Genomic DNA, 20,817 nt, shown 5'->3' with positions numbered 1-20,817 from the left:
TGCGGCATCACTCCAGGCGGCGCCCACTGTGCCCGTCACGACGATGACGGTGCGGCATCTCGCACAAACAGCGATCCCCATTCCAGTGCGGCGGTCCGCTTCGTGTGGCAGGCGCACTCGCGCCCGCTTCCTTGACTGGGCGCACGGACCGCGCGGGCACTAGCTGGTTTCCTGCGCAGCCACCACCCAGGAGACTTACATGCACTCACGCGTCCACTTACTGCTCGCCCTCGCGCTGCTCGCCCCGGTCACACCGCTGGCCATGCAGGTCGACTCGCGCGGGCAGCTTGTCGATGTGCAGGGGCGGGTGTTGCAGCTCCGCGGCGTGACCTGGCCGGGATTCGATCGCAACACGCTGGTGGCGAACGGCTTGCACAGCCGCACACTGGCGCAGCTGCTGGACCAGATGCAGGCGTCGGACATCAACGCCGTGCGCCTGCCCGTTTGCGCCGCGGCGCTGCACGGCAGGCCGGTGCCCGCTGCGGCAGTCGCCGGCGACCGGGCATTGCACGCGCTCAATTCCCTGCAACTGCTCGATGCAGTGGTGCGTGCCAGCAGCGAACGCGGGATGCAGGTGCTGTTTGCCTTGGCCGATGGCGGCTGCGACGAGGAGGCGCCGCAACTGGGCAGCCATCCACAGGCGTGGACACGCGATCTGGTCACCCTCGCACGCCGCTACGGCAACCACACCGGCGTGATGGGCGTGGATCTTGGCAGCAGCGGTTATCGCAACGCGACCTGGGCGGGAAGCGCCGCAGCGTCGGACTGGAACCGCGTAGCCTCGCGCGCCGCCACAGCGGTGCTTGCGCAGGCGCCGCGCTGGGTGGTGGGTGTGGAAGGCGTCGGCAGCAACACCGTGTGCAGCGACACCGCACGCAAGGCCGCAGGCAGCAATCTGCAACCGCTGGCCTGCGTGCCCTTGCGTATTCCGGCGCGGCAGCTGGTACTGATGCCGAAGCTGGCCGGGCCCGATCGTGATGCGGCCGAGGCGTTTGCAGCACCCAACTTTGCGCAACTGCTGCCCGCCACCTGGCAACGCGATTTCGGCACGTTTGCAGTGGACCACGCGGTGATCCCGGTCAGCATCGGCGGCGGCCTGGGCGATGGCGATCCGCGCGATGCGGCATGGCAGACCGCCCTGAGCAGCTATCTCTCGGGCAGTGGCATGCGCAGCGCATTTCTCGGTCGCTGGGAGGTGGGCAATGCCAACAACGGTGGCCTGCTCGGGCCGGACGGCAGCCCGCGTGCGGACAAACTGCAGGTGCTGCATCAGGCGTGGGGCATCGGCCCTGGAGCGGGGTCGGCTGCCTCGGCAAAGGCGGCGGGCACGAAGGAGGCAAGCAAGGCAACCGCCTGGAACGGCACCTTCACCGGCACGGCCACGTACACCGGCTCCGGCTACTCCGGCGGCGCGCTGCTGCTGGACCCGATCCCGAGCACCGCCTTCATCACCGCGCTCAACCCGACGCAGCTGAACTTCGGTGGCGTCAAGGCTGCGCTGGCCGGCGCCTACCTGGAAGTGACCGGCCCCAAGGGCAAGACCACCGTCTATGTGACCGATCTCTATCCGGAAGGCGCCTCCGGCGGGCTGGATCTGTCGCACAACGCGTTCGCTGCGATCGGCAACATGGTGGACGGGCGCATCCCGATCAGCTGGAAGGTGGTGCGCGCACCGGTGAGCGGCAACGTGCAGTACCGCATCAAGGAAGGCAGCTCACGCTGGTGGGCCGCGATCCAGGTGCGCAACCACGCCTATCCGGTGGTCAAGTTCGAGGTCAAACAAGGCAGCACATGGAAGAGCCTGCAGAAGATGGACTACAACCATTTCCTCGGCGAACAGCTCGGCAATCAACCCCTCTCCATCCGCATCACCGACATCCGCGGCAAGGCCATCCTCGATACCATTCCCGCGCTCTATGAAGACGGCAGCCATCCGGCGTATTTCCAGCCGGGCCAGGTGCAGTTTCCGTAGCAACTTGCGTACCGATCGATGTGTCTCGTTGTTCGTGCAGAAACCACGGCACAGCGGTGATCTACACGGTCAAGCAACTTCTGCATGGCCGCGTGATGCAGGCGGGCGCGACGCAGAGAGTGCAAGCCACTGATGCAGTGAGTGCACGCCAGCGTTAGCTAGCGCAATCCAGCCTCGGCGCATCTAGCGAATGGCACTCCGGCCAACCATCGCCAACACTGTGCAGACCGCAATGCAAAAGCCCTTCTCCCACCGGGAGAAGGGTTGGGGTGAGGGTACGGCGGCCAAATTGGTCACGCACATTACGCAGCCTCGATCACGCTGGCACATCTCATAGCATTCATTCAAAGCATGCGCGCTCCAAAGCAATGCAATGCACTAGAGCTGAAACCGCACATTCAACGCATGCCATACATCCACACCGCGCGCACTACTCAAGCACCACCAATCCATCAACCACCAGCCAACCCACCCCCCACACGTCCCGGCAGCGCCTGGTCGTCATCCTGTTCAAGGTCGCCAACTTCATCGCGCAGGCCGCCTTTCTGCGGCGGCTGCTCTTCCAGAGGAGTCTGCTCCTCGTTGGTATCCGGATCCGGTGTGCCGTGGACCGACAGACCTGCCGCGAACGAGGTCATCGGCCGCGCGGTGCGTAGATTGAGATGCATGTCTGACTCCTTACGGTTGACGGTAGCGACAACGCTAGGCCGCACGGTGCTACCGGGCTGTGAGCCGGCTGGTGACGTTCGTGACGCCTTGTTGACGCGTCCCGCACAGCGCAGTGTTCCTGCACCACGCAAGCCGCAGCGCATTCCCCCTTTCATCGACGATGACTGCCGGTGCTGCAGGTCACCGCTGCACAGCGGACGGCGACCAAAGCTCCGCAGCACACCGGCCTCACCGGTCGTGCCACCGCTATCATGGGCACTCACCTCCGAGGCAACGCCATGCACCACTGCGTCCTTCTCGCCGTGCTGATGACCATCGGCAGCACGCAGGCGGCCACGCCCACGTCCCGCCTGGATGCGGTACTGCAGGCCGGTGTGCTGCGCGTCTGCACCACCGGCGACTATCGGCCGTACTCGCTGCTGCGCGCCGATGGCCGCTTCGAGGGCAGCGATATTGCGCTGGTGCAGTCGCTGGCCGACAGCCTGCAGGTGCGCGTGCAATTCGTGCAGACCAGCTAGCCGGCACTCCTGCCCGACCTGCTGGCCGATCGCTGCGATATCGCGGTGGGCGGGATTTCGGTGACCTTGCAACGGCAGCGCCAGGCAAGCTTCAGCGCAGTGCTGGACGTGGACGGCAAGATCCCGCTCGTGCGGTGTGCAGACCGCAAGCGATACCGCACCATCGAGCAACTCAATCGCCCCGAGGTCCGCGTGATCGAGCCGCCCGGTGGCACCAATGAAGCCTTTGCGCGGCGCGACCTGCCACGCGCGCAACTGCGCCTGTTTGCCGACAACACCACCATCTTCCACGAACTGCTGCATCGGCGCGCCGACGTGATGATCACCGATGCCTCCGAAGCGCTGTACCAGCAGGCCCGGCTGCCGGGCCTGTGCGCCATCGCCCCCAAACAGCCGCTGCAATACAGCGAAAAGGCCTTCCTGCTACCGCGCGACGACCAAACCTGGAAGGCCTATGTCGATCAGTGGCTGCATCTGAGCAAGGCCAGCGGCGAGTATGGGCGCATCGTTGCCGCCTGGCGGGAATAGGGAATAGGGAATAGGGAATAGGGAATCGGGAATCGGAACAGCAGTGGATCCGACGCCTTTGGCAGTGCTCTTACGAATCCCGAATCCCCAATCCCAATCCCCGCCCTCAAACGATCTTGGTCCGCCGCCACCACCTGGACACCTGCTCCTCGCGCACCAGGGTGAACAGGCCGGCGCCCAGGATCAGCGCGATACCCACGCCCATCGGCCAGTCCAGATGATCGTGAAACAGCAGGTAGCCGAAGGCGATCGCCCATAGCATCTGGCTGTATTGCGTAGGCGCAACCACGCTGACCGGTGCCAGCCGCGTGGCGTACATCATGCAGATGGCGGCCAGCCCGGCCAGCAGGCCGTAACCGGCCAGCAGCCCCCACTGGTACAACGTGGGCCACACAAAGCTCGGCAACATCATGATCCCGCCCATCACCAATGGGCCGATCACGCCGGCGCCATACAAGGTCAGGCGCTTTTCGCTATGTCCGGCCATGCGCAAGGTGATCACCGAGATGGCGCCGACCAGGCCGCACACGATCGCTGCCACATGCCCATGGGTGAGATGGCGAAAGCCCGGCCGCAGCACGATCAGCACGCCGATGAAGCCGACGATCACCGCCGACCACCGCCGCCAATGCACCTGTTCCTTGAGGAAGATCACCGACAGCACGGTGACGAAGATCGGCATCAGGAAGATCAACGCAAAGGCTTCGGCCATCGGCAAGGTGGTGAAGGCGATCACCGAAGTGAGGTTGCCGATGGCCCCGGTGAAGGCGCGTAGCAGCCACAGTGCAGGCTGTTTTGCCATCACCAGCTCGCGCAGCTGGTCGTCGGGCTTCTTCAGGAAAGGCACTGCCAGCAGCATCAGCAGGGCACCGAGAAACAACACCTCGTAGACCGGCAAGGTGCCTTCGAGCAGCTTCACGAACGCATCGCTGATCGAATAGGCCGCGTAACAGGCGAACCCCAACAACACACCCTTCAGCATTGCCGATACTCCACGGTTGACGCCGATCGATGCGGGTATCGATACGGACGGCCCGCAGTATGCGGTGCGGGATGTGTCAGCGGAACCGCGGCAAGCACCACGCAGCGCTCGCTGCGCGTTCGGCCGGGCGCGGCCGGACACGCATTGGCAGCAGTCGTGCAGCGTACTGCGCAGCAGCGGTGCACTCCCGGGCCGGCACGTGCCAGCACCGCAGCGATCCGGCGGGCTGCAGGTGGTGGTCTCTCTCACGCTGGCCGTCCTCGCCAATTTGCCGGGCCGATGCCCGGAAGCATCAGGTCGGTTACGATGCCAGCCCTCTGCGCCGCCTCGCGCAGCGCCCGCCCTCCATGTTCCTGCCAGCCGTGCCCCACTATTCCGGACCCTTGCTCGCCCTTTCCGATGCCCAGGCCTTGCTGGCCGCGCGTGGCGCCGGCCGCGTCGCGTGGACGGGGTCGCTGGATCTGGGCCGCAGCACCGGGACCGCGCAGCTGGATGCGCAGACCTGGCAATGGCGCGGCCGGGGCTACCCGTATCCGGGCAAGCTCAAGGACCGCACGCTCTATTTCTGGGACGGCGACGATTTCGCGCCGATCTCGCGCTTCGGCAGCGCGCTGATCAAGCTGGTGCCTACCCAATGGGGCGCGCCCACCTTCGAGATCGACGGCATCAAGATGCTGCCGTCGGCACAACTCTCACCATTCGAGGATGCGCGCCGCAAGGTGGCGTTGGTGAACCCGCGCGGCAAGAGCGTGCTGGACACCTGTGGCGGCCTGGGCTACTTCGCAGCCTGCGCGCTGGAAGACGGCGTTGCGCAGGTGCGCTCGTTCGAAAAGAACGCCGACGTGCTGTGGCTGCGCACGCTCAACCCATGGTCGCCGGACCCGGAGGCTGCCGCTGCCGGCGGGCGGCTGCAGCTGGTGCATGCCGATGTCGCACAGCAGATCGCCACGCTGGCCGACGATTCGGTCGATGCCATCCTGCACGACCCGCCGCGCTTCGGCATTGCCGGCGAGCTGTATTCGCAGGTGTTCTACGACCAGCTGGCGCGCGTGCTGCGCCGTGGCGGGCGGCTGTTCCACTACACCGGCGCGCCCAACAAGCTCACCAGCGGGCGCGATGTGCCCAATGAAGTGAGCAAGCGCCTGACCAAGGCCGGGTTCAGTGCGCAGTTGGCGCTGGATGGCGTACTCGCGACGTTGCCGGCCCGGCGCTAGCCGCACCTTCGCCCGCGGCGGCGCAGGAGGATTTTCGATACTGCACCGTCCTCGACACGGACGTTGCATGCGCGAATCCCGCTTCATTTGACGCCTGGCGAGGTTGGCGGCAACGCTCTGCACGTCTGCCGGCGTCCAGAACGCAGACGCGCAGACCACGATGCAACACACCGCCACAGGCCTGTCGCTGCAAGGTGTGCGCAGGTCGCCGCTATACTGGCCGGGCAGCACACCCGGTCGGGTGCATGGATCGCTCCACGCTGCTTTCGCCTCAAGGAAGATGGCCTGCAACCGCGCAACGGCGATTGCCCGGACGCTTCCTTGAGTTCCTGCTGATGTGCCATGTCATGGCAACAGCGTCGCACCAAGGATCTCTCGTTGAAAACGTTCGCTACCTTTCTGCTTGTCTCTCTCAGCCTGCTGCTGGCGTCCCGCAGTGGCAGCGCCACCGGCGGCGCTTCCAGACTTTCGTCGAGCGACTACCTGCTGCACAACATCTCGGTGTGGAATGGCGCGGTGAGCATCATCGATCCGTGGGTTGCCGGTGACCGTGGGCAGAGCCTGATCTCCGATGCCGTGGCGCTCAAGCCGCTGCAAGGCTACAAGACCGAACTGGGTAGCCGGCGCAAGGCCCTGGCCGCCAACGCGCAGGCCAACACCGCCATGGCCTCGGGCGTGCCGGACGACGCCAAGGACCTGGACAGCAAGCTGACGGCCTATCTCCGCAGCGCCGATGCAATGATGGCGGCACTGGAACGCGTTGCCGCGCTGCCCAATGGCTACACAAACACCGAGCTGGCGCCGCTGGCGCAGGACCTGGAGACCGTCTCCACCCGACTCAACACTGACATGCAAGCCTTGAATACCGCCCAGCGCGCCTATTCCACCGCGCACAAGATTCCACTGCGGGAAGCCCGGCAGTAGGCAGTGCAGCAATCGGTCGCCTGCGCAGGCGACCGATGCACAACGCTGCCATCAGTGTCCCAGGCCGAACATCAAGGTGCGATGGGTTGCGGCACCGGCCATGGCGCCGCTGGCAACCGCAAACGCCACCGATGCCGCGGGGCTTGCGATATCGCCACAGGCAAACACGCCCGGCACCGTGGTGGCCTGTAATGCGTCGACTGCGAGGTAGTGGCCCAATGGTCCCTCGCTTGTGCCGCATCCTAGCGCTGCCACCAACGGGCTGATCTGAGTCTGTGGGGTGATGAACACGCCGTCCAGCGCAAATGCCTGGCCGTCGTGCAGCACCACGGCCAGCGCGTCGCCCTCGCCTTGCAGCCCTGCAACCGCACCCGTCACCAGCGCAACGCCGCGTGCCTGAAGTTGCGCGTGTTGCGCCTCGTCCAGCACCAAGGTGTCGTTCAAGAACAAGCGGGTGGCGCCCCAATCCGGCAGCATGCTGGCCTGGTGCACGGCAAACGCCGATGTGGCCACCACACCGATGCGGCCTTGCTGCAGCTCGTAACCATGGCAGTACGGGCAGACAAACACCTGCCTGCCCCAACGCTCGGCCAGGCCTGCAAGCGCAGGCAGGCGGTCGACCATGCCCATTGCCAGAATCAGCCGACGCGCGACGTGGACGCTGCCGTCGGCAAGCGTGGCCTCGAATGCATCGGCCTGGCCGCGCAGCTGCACCACCTCGCCACCGGCCCACTGCACGCTTGGATAGGCCAGCACCTGCGTGCGGGCTTCATCGGCAATCTGCGCAGGCGATGCGCCATCGCGGCCCAGAAAGCCGTGAGAGGTTGTGGCGAACCGATTGCGCCGCTGGCCGCTGTCCACCAGCAAAACGGTGCGCCGCGCGCGTGCCAGCTGCAGTGCGGCCGACAGCCCCGCATAGCTGCCGCCAATGATGAGTACGTCGTGGTGCATGGTCGCTCCGGGTCGTCGCATGAATTGATGTACTTTTCGATGTTACATGAAAAGATGACAAGACAACCCTCGGTCACGCAACCGGAAAACGCCTTGGAGCTGCAACACCCTTCAGCACGCCCCCGTCAGGGGGGGACGGCGCAGCAGCAGTGCGGTCCACGCGTGTCACGCCGGCTCGAGCACCGGTTGCGCCCGCCTGCCGGCCGCGCGATCAATGTGCGTGGCGCTCCTTGCTCACTGCTGCGGCGCCTGCCGGCGCCTGCCTGCACCCGTGCCGGCAGGCGGCGTGCCGGCGCTGCACAGCGCATCGAACTCGCTGGCCAACGCGGCCAGGGTCACCGTTCCCAGACGGCGAAGCAGCAATGCTTCCGCGTCGGCCAGCGCATCGGCAATCGCCGCATTGACGACACGCTCCACGCCGCACTGCGGGTTGGGATGATCGGCGCCGATTGCAAACAAATGCGGCCCGCCGACCGCGCGATGCACGTCCAGCAACGTCACCTGCGTCAGATCGCAGGCGATCTGCCACCCTCCGTGGTGCCCCTTGCTCGATTGCACGTAGCCGGCACTGCGCAGCCCGGCCATGGTCCGGCGCACCACCACCGCGTTGGTCGCCAGCATGCTGGCGATCTGCTCGGAGGTCATCGGTTGCTCGCGTCTGGCCATGTGCAGCAGCACATGCAACATGCGGGAAAGGCGGCTATCGGTTCGCACGCGGTCTCAGGCTTGGTCTGGTTGATTCAGAGGAACGACATGCCCTCGTCAGCTCGCGATTGTGCCGCAGCGCCCTGCGGTTGTCGCAGCGTGCTGCCGGCTGAGCGCTGCTGGTTCAGCACACCGCCCATTGATCGCGCCCGGCCGTCTTGGCGGCATACAGCGCCAGATCGGCCTGACCGAGCAGCACATCCAGCCCGGTGGCCGGGGCCACGCTCACCGCCCCCATGCAGAAGCGCACCGGCTGCTCTGCCGGCAGACCGGGGATCTCGATCGCGGCCACCGCATTGCGCAAGCGCGCAAACACGGCCGGAATTTCATCCGGCCTGCAGCCCGGCAGCACCAGCAGGAATTCTTCGCCACCCAGCCTGCCCAGGCGGTCCTGCGCACGCAGTGCCAGGGTCGACGCGCTGGCCAGCGCCTTGAGCACCGCATCGCCGATGGCGTGCCCGTGCACATCGTTGATCAGCTTGAAGTGGTCCAGGTCGATCAAGGCCAGCATGCACGGGGTGTGCGCACGCAACGCCTGCTCGATCTGCTGTTGCGCTTCGGCGCGGATGGCGCGGCGATTGGGCAGGCCGGTGAGTTCGTCGCGCATGGCCAGGCGCGACAGCTGCCGGCGATGCCGCGCCCCGAAGGCCAGCACCACCAGCGCCCCAAGCAACAGCAGGCAGGCCGCGCACAACGCGATCCACAGCGCGCGCTGGCCGGCTTCGCGCGCCTGCAATGCCAGCTGCGCGGTTTCGCTGCGGCGGCGCAACTCGGCGTTTTCCGCCTCGCGGCGCGCATCTTCGTAACGCGCCTGCAGGCGCAGCATCACCGTGTCGCGCTGGCGCTCCAGGCTCTGCGCGCGCAGTGCGTTGGCACGCTGCAGCTCCTGGTATGCCTCGGCATGCCGGCCTTCGGCCGCCAGTGCCTGGGCGATGGCCTCGACCAGCTCTGCACGCCGGCTCAGGGTCAGGTTCGGGTCGTCCGCGTCCCTGGCCGCGATGATTGCGCTGCCCAGGCTGGCGGACTTCAGCGCGATCAATGCCCGCAGCAGCACCGTGTGGCACGCGGCGACCCGGCCGACATTGCCCTGGGACTGCATCACGGGCAGCGCCTCGCGCGCCATGCTCAGCGCCGCCGCGGCATCGCCGGTGTCGATCAATGCCTCGCTGGCGCTGGTCAGCGCCGCCGCCACGCCGGCCTGATCGCCCAGCTCGCGGCTGAGCGCCAGCGCGCGCCGGAAATGCAGCAACGCCGCTGCCGGCTGCTGTTGCGCCAGCGAGGTACCGTATTCGTATTCGATCAGGCTGCGCTGGAAGCGCGCCGGCTGGCCCTGCAGGCGCGCCAGGGCACGCTGCAGGTAATCCTGCGCGTCGGTGTCGTCGGCAACCCGGCCGGCCACGCGGCTGGCCAACGACCCGAGCTGGGTCAGCCCGTCCATTTCCAGACCCAGCTGATGTTCGCGCACGGCGCACTGGTAGCTGGTCTGCGCGGCGCTCCAGGCCTCGTCGCTGCTGCCGGAAGCCAGCATGCTCCACATGTCCACGGCTTCGACTTCGCACACCAGATCGCTGCGCCCCAGCGCGCGCGCCTGCTGCCGCAATGCATTCAACCGCGCCACCATGCCGCGATTGGGATTTTCGCGTACGTCGCTGAGCGCCTGCACGATCTCCAGCCACAGCCGCGCCTGCGCGGCGTTGCCGTGCAGTTGGTCCAGCAGGCCACGCGCCTGCGCCAGCGCCGCCTGTCGCGCGTCGGTGTCTTCCAGGGAGATCAGCACCCGGGCCTGCGCCAGCTGCGCCCAGAACTGCGCATCGCTGTCGCCATCGGCGCGCGCCCGCTGCAGCGCCTGCCGGGCGATCTGCAGGGCCTGCATCGGGTCGTCGAGCGTGGCCGATTCGATGGTCTTCCACGGCTGCGGCTGCGCCCAGGCCGGTGCACTGAACAACAGCACCATGCACGCGGTGAGCACACCTCGCCAGGCGGTCGCGGTCCTGCTCAACCGGTGCTCACGGTCGCTGCGGACCAGACCGCATGCGCAGCGCGCCCATGGCACTACACGTGGCAAGACCCGTGGCCCGGCCCGGGCTGGCTGTTTGCGGCGGCATCTCGGGCACTCCCTTGGTCTGACAGCGGTGGAATCCGGTGAGCCGCCTGCACGGCGCGCTCGATGTCTTGCGGCTGCAATGATGACTGGCAGACACGGCAGGTCACGTGAGCGCGCAGCGGGGTCGAGCCCGTTATCGGCTGCGTTGCGCACGTCTTGAATCGGGCTGCATGAATCGGTTGGGCGCGGCCCGCGTGCACATGCCGGCCGTGGCACACCGGGTGGCCTGCTGGACACGGTGCCCGGGGTTCACTGCGCAGATCGAGGTCACTCACCGGCTCGTCCGCACGCAGCCGAGGGGGTGTATCGCCGTTGTCGTTGGCTGCCGTGCGGTGCGGCAGGCCGTGCGCTCAGGCGGTGCGTCCTGCCGGCCAGCTGACACGATCGACATCGGCGATGCCGCCGGCCGCCACGCGGCACCTCGCGCGCCATGAAAACCGCCACACCCAGGCCACGTAAACTGCGCCACGGCGATTGCCGCCATCGATCCTGGAGACACCGTGACCTGCCCCCTGCCCCGCCTGCTCACGCTGCTGGCCATCGCCCTGCTGTCGGCCTGCGCCACCCAGGCGCCGCGCGCACCGCAACGCTCGCCGGAGGCGGTCAAGGCCGACATCGCACGGCGCCTGCCGGCCAACCTGCCCGACCGTGCCGGCTGGGCCAACGATGTCTACGTGGCGCTGTCGTCGCAGGCGCTGGACACCAGCGCCGAGCACATCTGCGCGGTGCTGGCGGTCACCGAGCAGGAGTCCACCTATCAGGCCAATCCCACCGTGCCCAACCTGGGCAAGATCTCGCGCGCGGAAATCGATCGCCGCGCCGGCGCGCACCACATTCCCGCCTTCATGGTCGATGCGGCGCTGCGCATCACCTCGCCGGACGGCCGCAGCTACGCCACGCGTATCGCCGCCGCCCGCACCGAGCAGGAGCTGAGCCACGTCTTCGAAGACTTCACCGGCAGCGTGCCGCTGGGCGCGCGCCTGTTCGACGGTCTCAACCCCGTGCACACCGCCGGGCCGATGCAGGTGAGCATCGCCTTCGCCGAACAACACGCGCAGCGCTACCCCTACCCGCCCGGCGACTCGATCCGCCACGAGGTCTTCAGCCGCCGTGGCGGGCTGTGGTTCGGCACCCAGCATTTGCTTGGGTACCCGGCCACCTACGACAAGCTGTTGTACCGTTTCGCCGATTTCAACGCCGGGTGGTACGCCAGCCGCAATGCCGCCTTCCAGGCCGCGCTGAGCAAGGCCAGCGGCATCTCGCTGGCACTGGATGGCGACCTGCTCACGCCCGGCGCCAGCCTGGATACGCCTGGCGGCACCGAACGTGCCACACGCGCACTCGCCAGCCAGCTGGCAATGAACGACCGCCAGATCCGTCGCGCCCTGGAGGCTGGCAACACGCTGGAGTTCGAAGGCACCTCGCTGTACCGCGAGGTGTTCGCCCTTGCCGACCGCACTGCCGGCGCGCCCTTGCCGCGCGCCGTGCTGCCCGGCATCACCCTGGACAGCCCCAAGATCACCCGCACGCTCACCACCGCTTGGTTTGCGCAGCGGGTGAATGAGCGCTGGAAGCGCTGCATGGGCAAGTAAGCGGGCAGGTGCATCAGCCGCAGCACCTGCACACCCTTGCGCCGGTGCGCAGCGCAACCCACCCGCCGGACGCAGCGCCCTGTACAGACACCCGCATTGCCTGCAGGCACATCTGCGGCGAACCGCAGCAGATGCCGGCAGCGCGCTCCGGCAGTCGCTCGTCAGCAGTTTCTGGAGGCAATCACGGCACTGCCTGTTCGGTACCTCGCCCATTGATCCGTCGCGCAGGCGATGCGATGTCGCTCAATGAGAAGCAAGACTTCCGGCAGAGGCACGCCTGGCAGGCAGCGGGTAGCATCGTGCGGTCGCGCCAACCGCGTTGCGCGCTCCTTTCGTCCCGGAGAGTCCTACATGCCCACCCCGTTGCCGATGCGGCACCTGTTCGCCGCCGTGGCCCTGGCCGCCCTGCCAGTCCTCGCCAGCGCGCAGGCGCCTGCCGTCACCGAGGCCGACTATGCGCGTGCCGAGCAGTTGATCTACTACGCCGCGCAGCCGCTGGTCGACCATGCCCTCACGCGCATCGATTGGCTGGACGCCACGCACGTGGTGTATGTCGATCACGATGCCAAGGGCAACCGCCTGCTGCAACTGGACACCGCCACCGGCAAGAGCGCGCCGCTGTTCAAACAGGCCACGCTGGTCGCTACGCTCAACACGCTGCTGAAGACCGGCGACAAACCGCTCAAGGCCAATACCTTCGCACCGGTGGTCAAGCGCACCGCCGATGGTCGTTACCGCCTCAATGTGCGCAATACCGCCGTGGTCTGCGATGCACGGGCGCGCTGCAGCAAGCTCTACACAAAGGACAAACCCGAACCAGGTGTGCTGTCGCCGGATAAACGCAGCGAAGCCTTCATCCGCAACTGGAACCTGTGGGTGCGCGATCTGGCCAGCGGCCAGGAAACCCAGCTCACCCGCGATGGCGTGGAAAATTTCGGCTACGCCACCGACAACGCCGGCTGGCAGCACAGCGACAACGCCATCGTGGCGTGGTCGCCGGATTCGCAAAAGATCGCCACGTTCCAGCAGGACCAACGCAAGACCGGCGACATGTATCTGGTCAGCACCAAGCTCGGGCATCCAGAACTGCAATCCTGGAAATACCCGCTGGCCGGCGACAAGGACGTGACCATGATCGAGCGCGTCATCATCGACGTGCCCACGCGCAGCATGGTGCGTCTGAAGCTGCCGCCGGATCAGCACCGCTCCACCTTGTGCGACGACGTCAGTTGCTCGCCCGGCCTGTGGGACGACGTGAAGTGGGCGCAGGACAGCAAGACGCTGGCGTTCGCCTCCACCTCGCGCTTTCACAAGCAGACCTGGCTGCGTATCGCCGATGCCGGCACCGGCGCCGTGCGCACCGCGTTTGAGGAAACCGCCAAGACCTATTACGAAAGCGGCCAGGTTGCCGCCAACTGGGCCTATCTGCCAGCCAGCAACGAAGCGATATGGTTTTCCGAGCGCAGCGATTGGGGCCAGTTGTATCTCTACGATCTGGCCACCGGCAAACCCAAGCGCGCCATCACCAGCGGCGAGGGCAACGTCACCAAACTGTTGCGCGTGGACCCGGCGAGCCGTACTGCCTGGTTTGTCGGCGTCGGCCGCAGCCCGGGCGTGGACCCCTACTACCAGCAGCTGTGGAAAGTGAGCCTGGACGGTGGCGAGCCGGTACTGCTCACCCCCGAAGCAGCCGATCACAGCATTGCGCTGTCACCGGATGGCGCACGTTTTGTCGACACCTATTCCACCTCCGTCACCCCGCCGGTCACCCTGCTGCGCGATGCCGGCGACGGCCGCACCGTCAGTACGATGGCCACTGCCGACATCACCCGCCTCAAGGCGGCCGGCTGGGTGCCGCCGGAACCGATCACGGTCAAGGCGCGCGACGGCAAGACCACGTTGTACGGGCTGATGTTCAAGCCCAGCCACTTCGACCCGACGCGCAAATACCCGGTGATCGATTACGTCTACCCCGGCCCGCAGACCGGCTCGGTGCGCGGCCGCAGCTTCCTGGCCGGCCACGGCGACAATCAATCGCTGGCCGAACTCGGCTTCATCGTGGTCGCCATCGACGGCATGGGCACGCCGTGGCGCTCCAAGACCTTCCACGACACCTGGTACGCCAACATGGGCGACAACACCCTGCCCGACCAGGTGGCCGGCTTGAAGGAGCTCGGCCAGCGCCATCCATGGATCGATCTGGACCGCGTCGGCATCTGGGGCCATTCCGGCGGCGGCAATGCGTCCACCGCGGCGATGCTGCGCTATCCGGACTTCTTCAAGGTGGCCTGGTCGGAAAGCGGCAACCACGACAACCGCGGCTACGAAGACGACTGGGCCGAGAAGTATCACGGCGAGCACATCGTCAACGCCGACGGCACATCCAACTACGACGACCAGGCCAACGCCAACCACGCCAGCAAACTCAAGGGCCGGCTGATGCTGGTACACGGCACCCTGGACGACAACGTGCCGCCCTACCTCACCCTGCTGGTGGCCGATGCGCTGATCAAGGCCAACAAGGACTTCGACATGCTGATGCTGCCCAACGCCAAGCACGGCTACGGCGACCTGACCCCGTACGTCGCCCGCCGTCGCTGGGACTACTTCGTGCAGTACCTGCTCGGCGCCACACCACCGGCGCAGTACCAGATGAAGCCGATGCCGAAGGAGTGACCACCCCGCTACGCGGCACCGCCATCGGTGCCGCGTGGCGCGTCTTCAAGCATTACCGAAAGCACGCTGCACCCCGCCCTTCGTAGGAGCGGCCCAGGCCGCGCGATGCACCGGCGATAACCGCACCAGCTGCAATCAGCATCACCCACAGCTGCCGCTCGCGCACCTCGCATTCTTGGCGAAGACGGGCAATCCACCCGACCAGACGACAGCGCAACTCCCGCCACCATGCCATCAGGCACGCCGCGGGTGGTGCGGCAGCACCTCACTGTGCCGTACCGCCACCCAGCTGCTTGTGCAAAAAGGCCAGCAGCTGCGTGTAGTACTCCCGGCGGTGTGCTTCGGTGTAGAAACCATGGCCCTCGTTGGGGAAGTACAGCGACTCCACCGGCACGCCGGCGCCCTTCAGCGCGCGCTCCATCGCCTTGGTGTGTTCGATTGGCGCACGTTCGTCCTTGCCGCCGGCGGCCAGGAACACCGGCACCTTGATCTGCCGCGCCAGCGTCACCGGCGAACGCGCGGCCAATGTGTCGCGCGCGCCCAGCCAATCCACTGTCCAGTTCTTGGCCCACCGCGCGTAACGTGCGGTATCGCGTGCCATCATCTCCAGATCGTAGACACCCACGTACCCGGCCGCGCAGCGGTAGAGCGCAGGCTCCCTGGCAACGCCCATCAGCGCCGCGTAACCGCCATAACTGGCGCCGTAGATGCAGATGCGCGACGCATCGGCGATGCCTTCGGCAATCGCCCACCGGGTGGCATCGGTGACATCGTCCTGCATGCGCCCGCCCCACTCCTTGGCGCCGGCCTGGGTAAAGGCGTACCCGTAATTGGCCGAACCGCGGTAGTTGACGCGCAGCACGGCGTAGCCGGCGGCCGCAAGCAACTGCGTGTCGTCGTCAAACTGCCACTCGTCGAAGATGCCGAACGGGCCGCCATGCGGCATCACGATCAGCGGCAACGGCTTTCCGGCGGCCGCATGCAGTGGCTGGGTCAGGTAACCGTGCAAGACCAACCCATCGCGCGCCTTGAAACTCACCTGCTTGCTGGCCGGCACGCCGTCGGGTGCAAACCACTCGCGGCGACTGAACACCCGGTCGGCCTTCTTGCTGACCGTATCGAACAGATAGTAATCGCCGTTATTGCGATCGCTCCACACATACACCAGCACCAGGTGGCGGTCACGAGTGGCCGAGGTGATATACACCGCGTTGCCGTCGAACGCCTTTTCAAGGCTGCGATAGAGCCTGGCAGTGGGCGAGGCTTCGTCAAAGAAGCGATTACGGACGCGGTCGCTCATGTACGACGCGCCGATCGGCGTGGCGCCATCCAGGTCGCGCAGGATCCGGTACGGGTCGACGGTGTCGTCGTGCAGCACCGGCGTTGCAGTGCCAGTCGCCGGGTCCCAGGCCACCAGCGTATCCGGACCGCTGGACTGTTCCACCTGCAGATACGCACGGCTGCCATCGGCCGAGAAGCCCAGCGGAAACTCGCGATGCTTGCTGCTGGCGGAATCGTTGATCAGCCGCCACGGCGCAGTATCGTCATCGCGGTAATACAACTTGCTGACATTGCTGAGGTCCGAACCATTGGCGAAGCGGATGCGCCCCTGCTGGTCGGTCACAAAGCCCGCGCGGCGAACCGGCGATGTGGCCACGGTACTGCGTCGGCCGGTCTGGGTATCCAGTTTGTCGATGCGGATGCTTGGGTCGCCCACGAACGGAACCGTGGACACCAGGATGTTGCGCGGGTCGCCCGGCAAGGTATCCAGCATGAAGGTCGCCGGGTCCAGGTCCATCTTCAGCTGGGCGCCGTTGATGTCCGGATTGGTGCCATAAGGGCTGGCCAGCAGGCGACCGTTCTTGCCGTCGGCATCGATGGCGTGCAGCTGGCCGATGGCCACCGGTTCGTCGCGCGAGCCCAGCCGCTGCGCTATCGATACCACGATGCGCTCGTCGCTGGTCCACCAGAAATCGTCCACCACGCTGTTGACGCCACCAGTGACCTTGGCGGTGGCCACTTTGTCCTCGCGCCGCACGATCCCCAACACGGTGCGATCTTCCAGCGGCATCGTCAGCGCGAAGTACGCGCCCGACGGCGAGATCTTGATCCGTTCGAACCTGTCATGCTTGAGATACGGCGTCAGGTCCACTGCCTGCTGCGCCTGCCCCGGCGACGCCACGACCAGCGCCAACGTACACACCGCCCCCATCACCCAACACCGCATAGCGCCTCCACGATCTGTCCTTGAGGCCGCCATGGTGGCAAAGGCATGCGGTGGCGTCCATGCCCAGGCAACGCGTCGCTCTCGATGCCCTCTGTGGCAGGTGCGCAACCAACGCGCAGCGCAGCCCCGCGTCAGGGTCGCTACGCGAGCCGTACACCAATGCCGGATTGACGCTGGGTGGTGTCACGCACGCAAGCCGATGCGTCAGCGCACGGCAACTCGTCGTTGCCCCAGCAATCCGATACGCCGGAACCACATCTCCACTGGCACCGTCACCAGCGGCGGCACTGCGGCCAGCAGGCTCAGCACCCAGGCCCACCACGGCCAGCGCAGCCGCAGCGCGGCCAGCACGCTCACCGCCAGGTAGAACAGGAAGGCCACACCGTGCAGGCGACCGAACAGCCACACCACCACCTCGGTGGTCTGTGTGCCGTACTTGAGCCACATGCCCAGCAACAAGCCGGCCCAGGTCACGCCCTCAATGAACGCGGCAACCGCAAACAGCCGACCCATCGACGACAACGCAGCAGCAGAACGCATGCAACACTCCAGTGGACACAGGGATTGCCGCGACGCGATGGCGGCGGCGACGCCCGCTGGCCCACCGAGTTTACAGGTGGTGACCGCAGCGGGTGCCAATGCACCGCTGCCGAGGTCCGAGCCCACTCCTGCAGTGCATCTGGCTGCAGCAACGCACCAGTTGCCCGTCCAGGCAATAATGCAGGTCTTATTGCCCTCAGGCCCGCACCATGCGTTTCGCCCTGCTGCTCTCACTCCTGTTCGCCTTGCTGCCCGTCACGGCATCAGCCCTGCGCGTCCACGAGGGCGACCTGCTGTTCGTCACCGCCGCACGTACCGGCCTCAGTGGTGCGATCGACGATGCAACCGCAAGACCGGGCGCGCCCAGCTTCGACCATGTGGCACTGGTCGCGCACGAAGGGAACACGCAGATCGTCCTGCACGCCGACGAACAGGGCTCGCGCCAGCAGTCGCTGCACACGTTCATCGACGAGGCGACCACCAAGCACCGGCAGATCATCGTGTATCGCCTCACGCCGGAGCATCGCCCTGCCATTGCAGACGCCGTCGCCCAGGCGCGTCGCATGCTCGGCAAACCCTACAACGACACCTATGTGCCGAACGAAGACAGCTATTACTGCTCGGACTTCATCGAGCGCGCGTTCCGGGCACACCATGTGTTTGCGCTGCAGCCGATGAACTTCAAGAACCTGCAGACCGGCAGGATCTCGCCATACTGGACCGATTTCTACCGCAGCCGCGGCATGCAGGTTCCGCAGGACGTACCCGGCAGCAACCCGAACGATATGGCGCGCGCACCAGCGCTCGCCGTGGTCGGGCAATTGAACTGAGATGCGCGATCAAGGTGTCGAGACGCAGCCGGTGAGCGGCGCGTCGCGCTGGTCTCAGACGCCGGGCACGGCAAGAGCGCGGCGTATGTCGCGTATCTGCGTGACCAGGTGTTGCCCTTCACCGCGCAGCACTACCCCACTGACGAAGAGCGGCGCCTGTATCTGGGCTATTCGTATGGTGGCCTGCTCGGAACCGAGATCCTGCTGAGCACACCGCAGATGTTTTCCGGCTACATCCTGGGCAGCCCGTCGTACTGGTACGGCGCGCATGTCATGGCGCAGCGTGAAGCTGCCTACGCCACCACCCACACTGATCTCCCCGCGCAGGTTTACCTGGATGTCGGCGAGTACGAACAGGTGCGTTACCACAAGAACTACGACACGGTCGTGCGGCTGGCATGGCGCCGCGGTCAGTTCGCCAGGCAATGGGGTAACGCCCGCATCTCGCAGGCGTTATTGATCCGTTCGCTGTGGCGGCAGCTGCAGAGGCTGCGCGCCACATGACCTACGCACCACCCGGCGGCACGTGGCGAACAGCAAGCACCGGCATACGGGCGCGACCGATGCGCGGCGTGCACAACGTCTTGCCAATGCCCACACATGCCCGGCCCTAGTGTGTAGCGATCCACAACAGCGTGACGTTCGCAGTGCCGTTGGTTTGCGCTCGTCGACCACAGGCAGAGGTGCACATGGCTTTGATTCATTCCATCCTGATGAGCGCCGTCGCCGGCATGCGCTCGATGACGCCGCTGGCAGCAGTGGCCAATGCCGCCCGCACCGGCAAGCTTCCTGCTGACAATGGCGCCCCGTCGTTGCTTGCCAACCCTGTCGCCTCGGCCGGCATGCTGGCGCTGGCCGGCGGTGAGCTGGCGGGCGACAAGATGAAGACTGCCCCGGACCGCATCGTGCTCCCCGGAATGATCGCCCGCATCGCCACCGGCGTCATCGTCGGCACTGCGTTGGCGCCGCGCGAGCAACGTGGCATTGCCGCCCTGCTCGGTGCAACCACCGCGGTCGCCGCTGCCTATCTCACCTTCAACGCCCGCATACGCGCCATCGAACGCTACGGCCAGACCAGCACCGGCATTGTCGAAGACGCCATCTCGGTGGGCGCGGCCACCTTGATCATCCGGGACGCCGCAAAGCGCTAATTCCCGCTGACGTGCCTGCATGCAGTGCTGCACCATGGTTCAACTTCTGCACCGTGGCCGCAGCACGGCCGTGCTGCAGTACCCCGCCTGGCGTTAGGCGGGTGCTTCGGGCGCCTGGGCCACTGCGTTCCACCATTGCTGCACATTCCATCGCCAAGCTGCAATCGGGCACATAGGCTGCCTGAAACGCCCTGCACTTCAACCGCCACGCCCGTGGGGTGCATCCAGATCCAGCAGCGGCCCCATCGGCACGATTCCGGTCGGATTGATCATGCCGTGGCTTTGGTAATAGTGGCCCTTGATATGCTGGAAATTCACCGTCTCGGCGATTCCCGGCAGCTGGTACAGCTCGCGCAGGAAGCCGGACAACTGCGGGTAATCGGCAATCCTTTTCAGATTGCATTTGAAGTGCCCCACATACACGGCATCGAACCGCACCAAGGTGGTGAACAGGCGCCAGTCCGCTTCGGTCAGGGTGTCGCCGCATAGATAGCGCTGCTGGCCAAGGCGCGCCTCAAGCCAGTCCAGTGAGGCGAACAGTGGCGTCACGGCCTCTTCGTAGGCGTGTTGGGTGGTCGCAAAGCCCGCCTTGTAAACTCCGTTGTTGACGGTGTCGTACACGCGTGCGTTGACCGCGTCGATCTGCTCACGCAGGTGCGCAGGGAAGTAGTCGCCCGCGCGGGCACCCACGTCGTCGAAGGCGCTATTGAACATGCGGATGATGTCGGCCGATTCATTGCTCACCACCGTGCCGCGCTCACGGTCCCAGAGCACCGGCACCGTCACGCGGCCGGAGTAGCGCGGGTCGGCCTTCAGATACACCTCGTACAAGCGCGTGGCATGGTTGACCGAATCGGCCACCACACCCGGACCAGGGTCGAAGGTCCAGCCCTGCTCACCCATCAGCCAGTGCACCACCGACACATCGATCAGTGGTTCCAGCCCCTTCAGCCGACGAAAGATCAGCGTGCGATGCGCCCAGGGGCAGGCCAGCGACACATACAGGTGGTAGCGGCCCGCGGCCGCCTTGAACCCGCCTTCGCCATGCGGCCCGGCCGACCCGTCGCGTGTCACCCAGTTGCGAAACTGCGATTGAGAACGCTCGAATCGCCCATCGCTCTTGTCGGTGTCGTACCACCGGTCTTGCCACTTGCCATCGACCAACAGGCCCATCGTGTTCTCCCGCCACAGCATGAGCGGCCACCCTAGCCCAGCAGCACTGGAGGGTGCGTGA

At 66.3% G+C, this 20,817-nt stretch carries 15 protein-coding genes and 2 pseudogenes; 9 read left to right on the top strand and 8 right to left on the bottom strand.

Annotated elements, in window-relative coordinates; all coding sequences use genetic code 11:
• Positions 1–199: 199 nt before the first annotated feature.
• On the top strand, positions 200–1,972 hold the full coding sequence (locus OZ10_RS15260) for an expansin EXLX1 family cellulose-binding protein (RefSeq protein ID WP_039410730.1): 1,773 nt from the start codon (positions 200–202) through the stop codon (positions 1,970–1,972).
• 452 nt (positions 1,973–2,424) lie between these two features.
• Here the strand turns inward: OZ10_RS15260 and OZ10_RS15255 are convergent, their stop codons facing one another.
• Positions 2,425–2,640: a hypothetical protein gene (locus tag OZ10_RS15255; protein WP_039565723.1), complete on the bottom strand. Its 216-nt coding sequence runs from the start codon at positions 2,638–2,640 to the stop codon at positions 2,425–2,427.
• Between the two features lie 279 nt (positions 2,641–2,919).
• Between OZ10_RS15255 and OZ10_RS15250 the strand changes: the two are divergent.
• Positions 2,920–3,687 (top strand): annotated as a pseudogene (locus tag OZ10_RS15250) (transporter substrate-binding domain-containing protein).
• A gap of 106 nt (positions 3,688–3,793) precedes the next feature.
• Here OZ10_RS15250 and OZ10_RS15245 read toward each other — a convergent pair.
• Positions 3,794–4,669 (bottom strand): DMT family transporter, encoded by an 876-nt coding sequence (locus OZ10_RS15245; RefSeq protein ID WP_039410735.1) that lies wholly within the window; start codon positions 4,667–4,669, stop codon positions 3,794–3,796.
• 347 nt (positions 4,670–5,016) lie between these two features.
• Between OZ10_RS15245 and OZ10_RS15240 the strand changes: the two genes are divergently transcribed.
• Positions 5,017–5,883, top strand: a complete 867-nt coding sequence (locus OZ10_RS15240) for a class I SAM-dependent methyltransferase (protein WP_052210048.1) — start codon at positions 5,017–5,019, stop codon at positions 5,881–5,883.
• Positions 5,884–6,261: 378 nt separating this feature from the next.
• A complete protein-coding gene (locus tag OZ10_RS15235; RefSeq protein ID WP_039565744.1) occupies positions 6,262–6,807 on the top strand; it encodes a hypothetical protein in 546 nt (181 codons plus the stop codon).
• Positions 6,808–6,858: 51 nt separating this feature from the next.
• On the opposite strand, the gene OZ10_RS15230 is transcribed toward OZ10_RS15235, so the two are convergent.
• The 3 genes from OZ10_RS15230 to OZ10_RS15220 all read right to left on the bottom strand — a co-directional run bounded on the left by OZ10_RS15230 (position 6,859) and on the right by OZ10_RS15220 (position 10,417).
• The gene (locus OZ10_RS15230) at positions 6,859–7,758 is read right to left on the bottom strand and encodes an NAD(P)/FAD-dependent oxidoreductase (protein ID WP_039411165.1); all 900 of its coding nucleotides are present in this window, start codon (positions 7,756–7,758) and stop codon (positions 6,859–6,861) included.
• 234 nt (positions 7,759–7,992) lie between these two features.
• Complete coding sequence (locus OZ10_RS15225; protein WP_039565722.1) at positions 7,993–8,472, bottom strand: Rrf2 family transcriptional regulator; 480 nt, start codon at positions 8,470–8,472, stop codon at positions 7,993–7,995.
• Between the two features lie 115 nt (positions 8,473–8,587).
• A complete protein-coding gene (locus OZ10_RS15220) occupies positions 8,588–10,417 on the bottom strand; it encodes a GGDEF domain-containing protein (RefSeq protein WP_052210047.1) in 1,830 nt (609 codons plus the stop codon).
• A 650-nt stretch (positions 10,418–11,067) separates the two neighbouring features.
• On the opposite strand from OZ10_RS15220, the gene OZ10_RS15215 reads away from it, so the two are divergent.
• Positions 11,068–12,159, top strand: a complete 1,092-nt coding sequence (locus OZ10_RS15215; RefSeq protein ID WP_039565720.1) for a DUF1615 domain-containing protein — start codon at positions 11,068–11,070, stop codon at positions 12,157–12,159.
• A gap of 351 nt (positions 12,160–12,510) precedes the next feature.
• A complete protein-coding gene (locus tag OZ10_RS15210) occupies positions 12,511–14,835 on the top strand; it encodes a S9 family peptidase (RefSeq protein WP_039565719.1) in 2,325 nt (774 codons plus the stop codon).
• 265 nt (positions 14,836–15,100) lie between these two features.
• On the opposite strand, the gene OZ10_RS15205 is transcribed toward OZ10_RS15210, so the two are convergent.
• Together OZ10_RS15205 and OZ10_RS15200 are read right to left on the bottom strand one after the other, a co-directional pair.
• On the bottom strand, positions 15,101–17,062 hold the full coding sequence (locus OZ10_RS15205; protein WP_202903022.1) for a S9 family peptidase: 1,962 nt from the start codon (positions 17,060–17,062) through the stop codon (positions 15,101–15,103).
• A gap of 204 nt (positions 17,063–17,266) precedes the next feature.
• On the bottom strand, positions 17,267–17,602 hold the full coding sequence (locus OZ10_RS15200) for a DUF3817 domain-containing protein (protein WP_068835694.1): 336 nt from the start codon (positions 17,600–17,602) through the stop codon (positions 17,267–17,269).
• A 209-nt stretch (positions 17,603–17,811) separates the two neighbouring features.
• Here OZ10_RS15200 and OZ10_RS15195 point away from each other — a divergent pair, with 209 nt between their 5' ends.
• From OZ10_RS15195 to OZ10_RS15185, 3 genes and pseudogenes are all read left to right on the top strand, one after another.
• The gene (locus OZ10_RS15195) at positions 17,812–18,432 is read left to right on the top strand and encodes a YiiX/YebB-like N1pC/P60 family cysteine hydrolase (protein ID WP_039565717.1); all 621 of its coding nucleotides are present in this window, start codon (positions 17,812–17,814) and stop codon (positions 18,430–18,432) included.
• 60 nt (positions 18,433–18,492) lie between these two features.
• Positions 18,493–18,822: pseudogene (locus tag OZ10_RS15190) on the top strand (alpha/beta hydrolase-fold protein); the annotation flags it as partial.
• A 299-nt stretch (positions 18,823–19,121) separates the two neighbouring features.
• Positions 19,122–19,583 (top strand): DUF4126 family protein, encoded by a 462-nt coding sequence (locus OZ10_RS15185; RefSeq protein ID WP_039411179.1) that lies wholly within the window; start codon positions 19,122–19,124, stop codon positions 19,581–19,583.
• A 198-nt stretch (positions 19,584–19,781) separates the two neighbouring features.
• Here the strand turns inward: OZ10_RS15185 and OZ10_RS15180 are convergent, their stop codons facing one another.
• Positions 19,782–20,756, bottom strand: a complete 975-nt coding sequence (locus tag OZ10_RS15180; RefSeq protein WP_039565742.1) for a glutathione S-transferase family protein — start codon at positions 20,754–20,756, stop codon at positions 19,782–19,784.
• Positions 20,757–20,817: the final 61 nt, after the last annotated feature.

The sequence above is a fragment of the Xanthomonas cannabis pv. cannabis genome, assembly GCF_000802365.1.
Lineage (GTDB): Bacteria > Pseudomonadota > Gammaproteobacteria > Xanthomonadales > Xanthomonadaceae > Xanthomonas > Xanthomonas cannabis.
Note: the sequence above shows the minus strand (reverse complement) of the source record. Positions and strands in the feature narration are given on the sequence as shown.

Bases quoted from the DNA above. Each gene is read 5' to 3' on its own strand.
- OZ10_RS15260 (WP_039410730.1), top strand. From the start codon at position 200: ATGCACTCACGCGTCCACTTACTGCTCGCCCTCGCGCTGCTCGCCCCG.
- OZ10_RS15255 (WP_039565723.1), bottom strand. From the start codon at position 2,640: ATGCATCTCAATCTACGCACCGCGCGGCCGATGACCTCGTTCGCGGCA.
- OZ10_RS15245 (WP_039410735.1), bottom strand. From the start codon at position 4,669: ATGCTGAAGGGTGTGTTGTTGGGGTTCGCCTGTTACGCGGCCTATTCG.
- OZ10_RS15240 (WP_052210048.1), top strand. From the start codon at position 5,017: ATGTTCCTGCCAGCCGTGCCCCACTATTCCGGACCCTTGCTCGCCCTT.
- OZ10_RS15230 (WP_039411165.1), bottom strand. From the start codon at position 7,758: ATGCACCACGACGTACTCATCATTGGCGGCAGCTATGCGGGGCTGTCG.
- OZ10_RS15220 (WP_052210047.1), bottom strand. From the start codon at position 10,417: ATGGTGCTGTTGTTCAGTGCACCGGCCTGGGCGCAGCCGCAGCCGTGG.
- OZ10_RS15210 (WP_039565719.1), top strand. From the start codon at position 12,511: ATGCCCACCCCGTTGCCGATGCGGCACCTGTTCGCCGCCGTGGCCCTG.
- OZ10_RS15205 (WP_202903022.1), bottom strand. From the start codon at position 17,062: ATGCGGTGTTGGGTGATGGGGGCGGTGTGTACGTTGGCGCTGGTCGTG.
- OZ10_RS15200 (WP_068835694.1), bottom strand. From the start codon at position 17,602: ATGCGTTCTGCTGCTGCGTTGTCGTCGATGGGTCGGCTGTTTGCGGTT.
- OZ10_RS15195 (WP_039565717.1), top strand. From the start codon at position 17,812: ATGCGTTTCGCCCTGCTGCTCTCACTCCTGTTCGCCTTGCTGCCCGTC.
- OZ10_RS15185 (WP_039411179.1), top strand. From the start codon at position 19,122: ATGGCTTTGATTCATTCCATCCTGATGAGCGCCGTCGCCGGCATGCGC.
- OZ10_RS15180 (WP_039565742.1), bottom strand. From the start codon at position 20,756: ATGGGCCTGTTGGTCGATGGCAAGTGGCAAGACCGGTGGTACGACACC.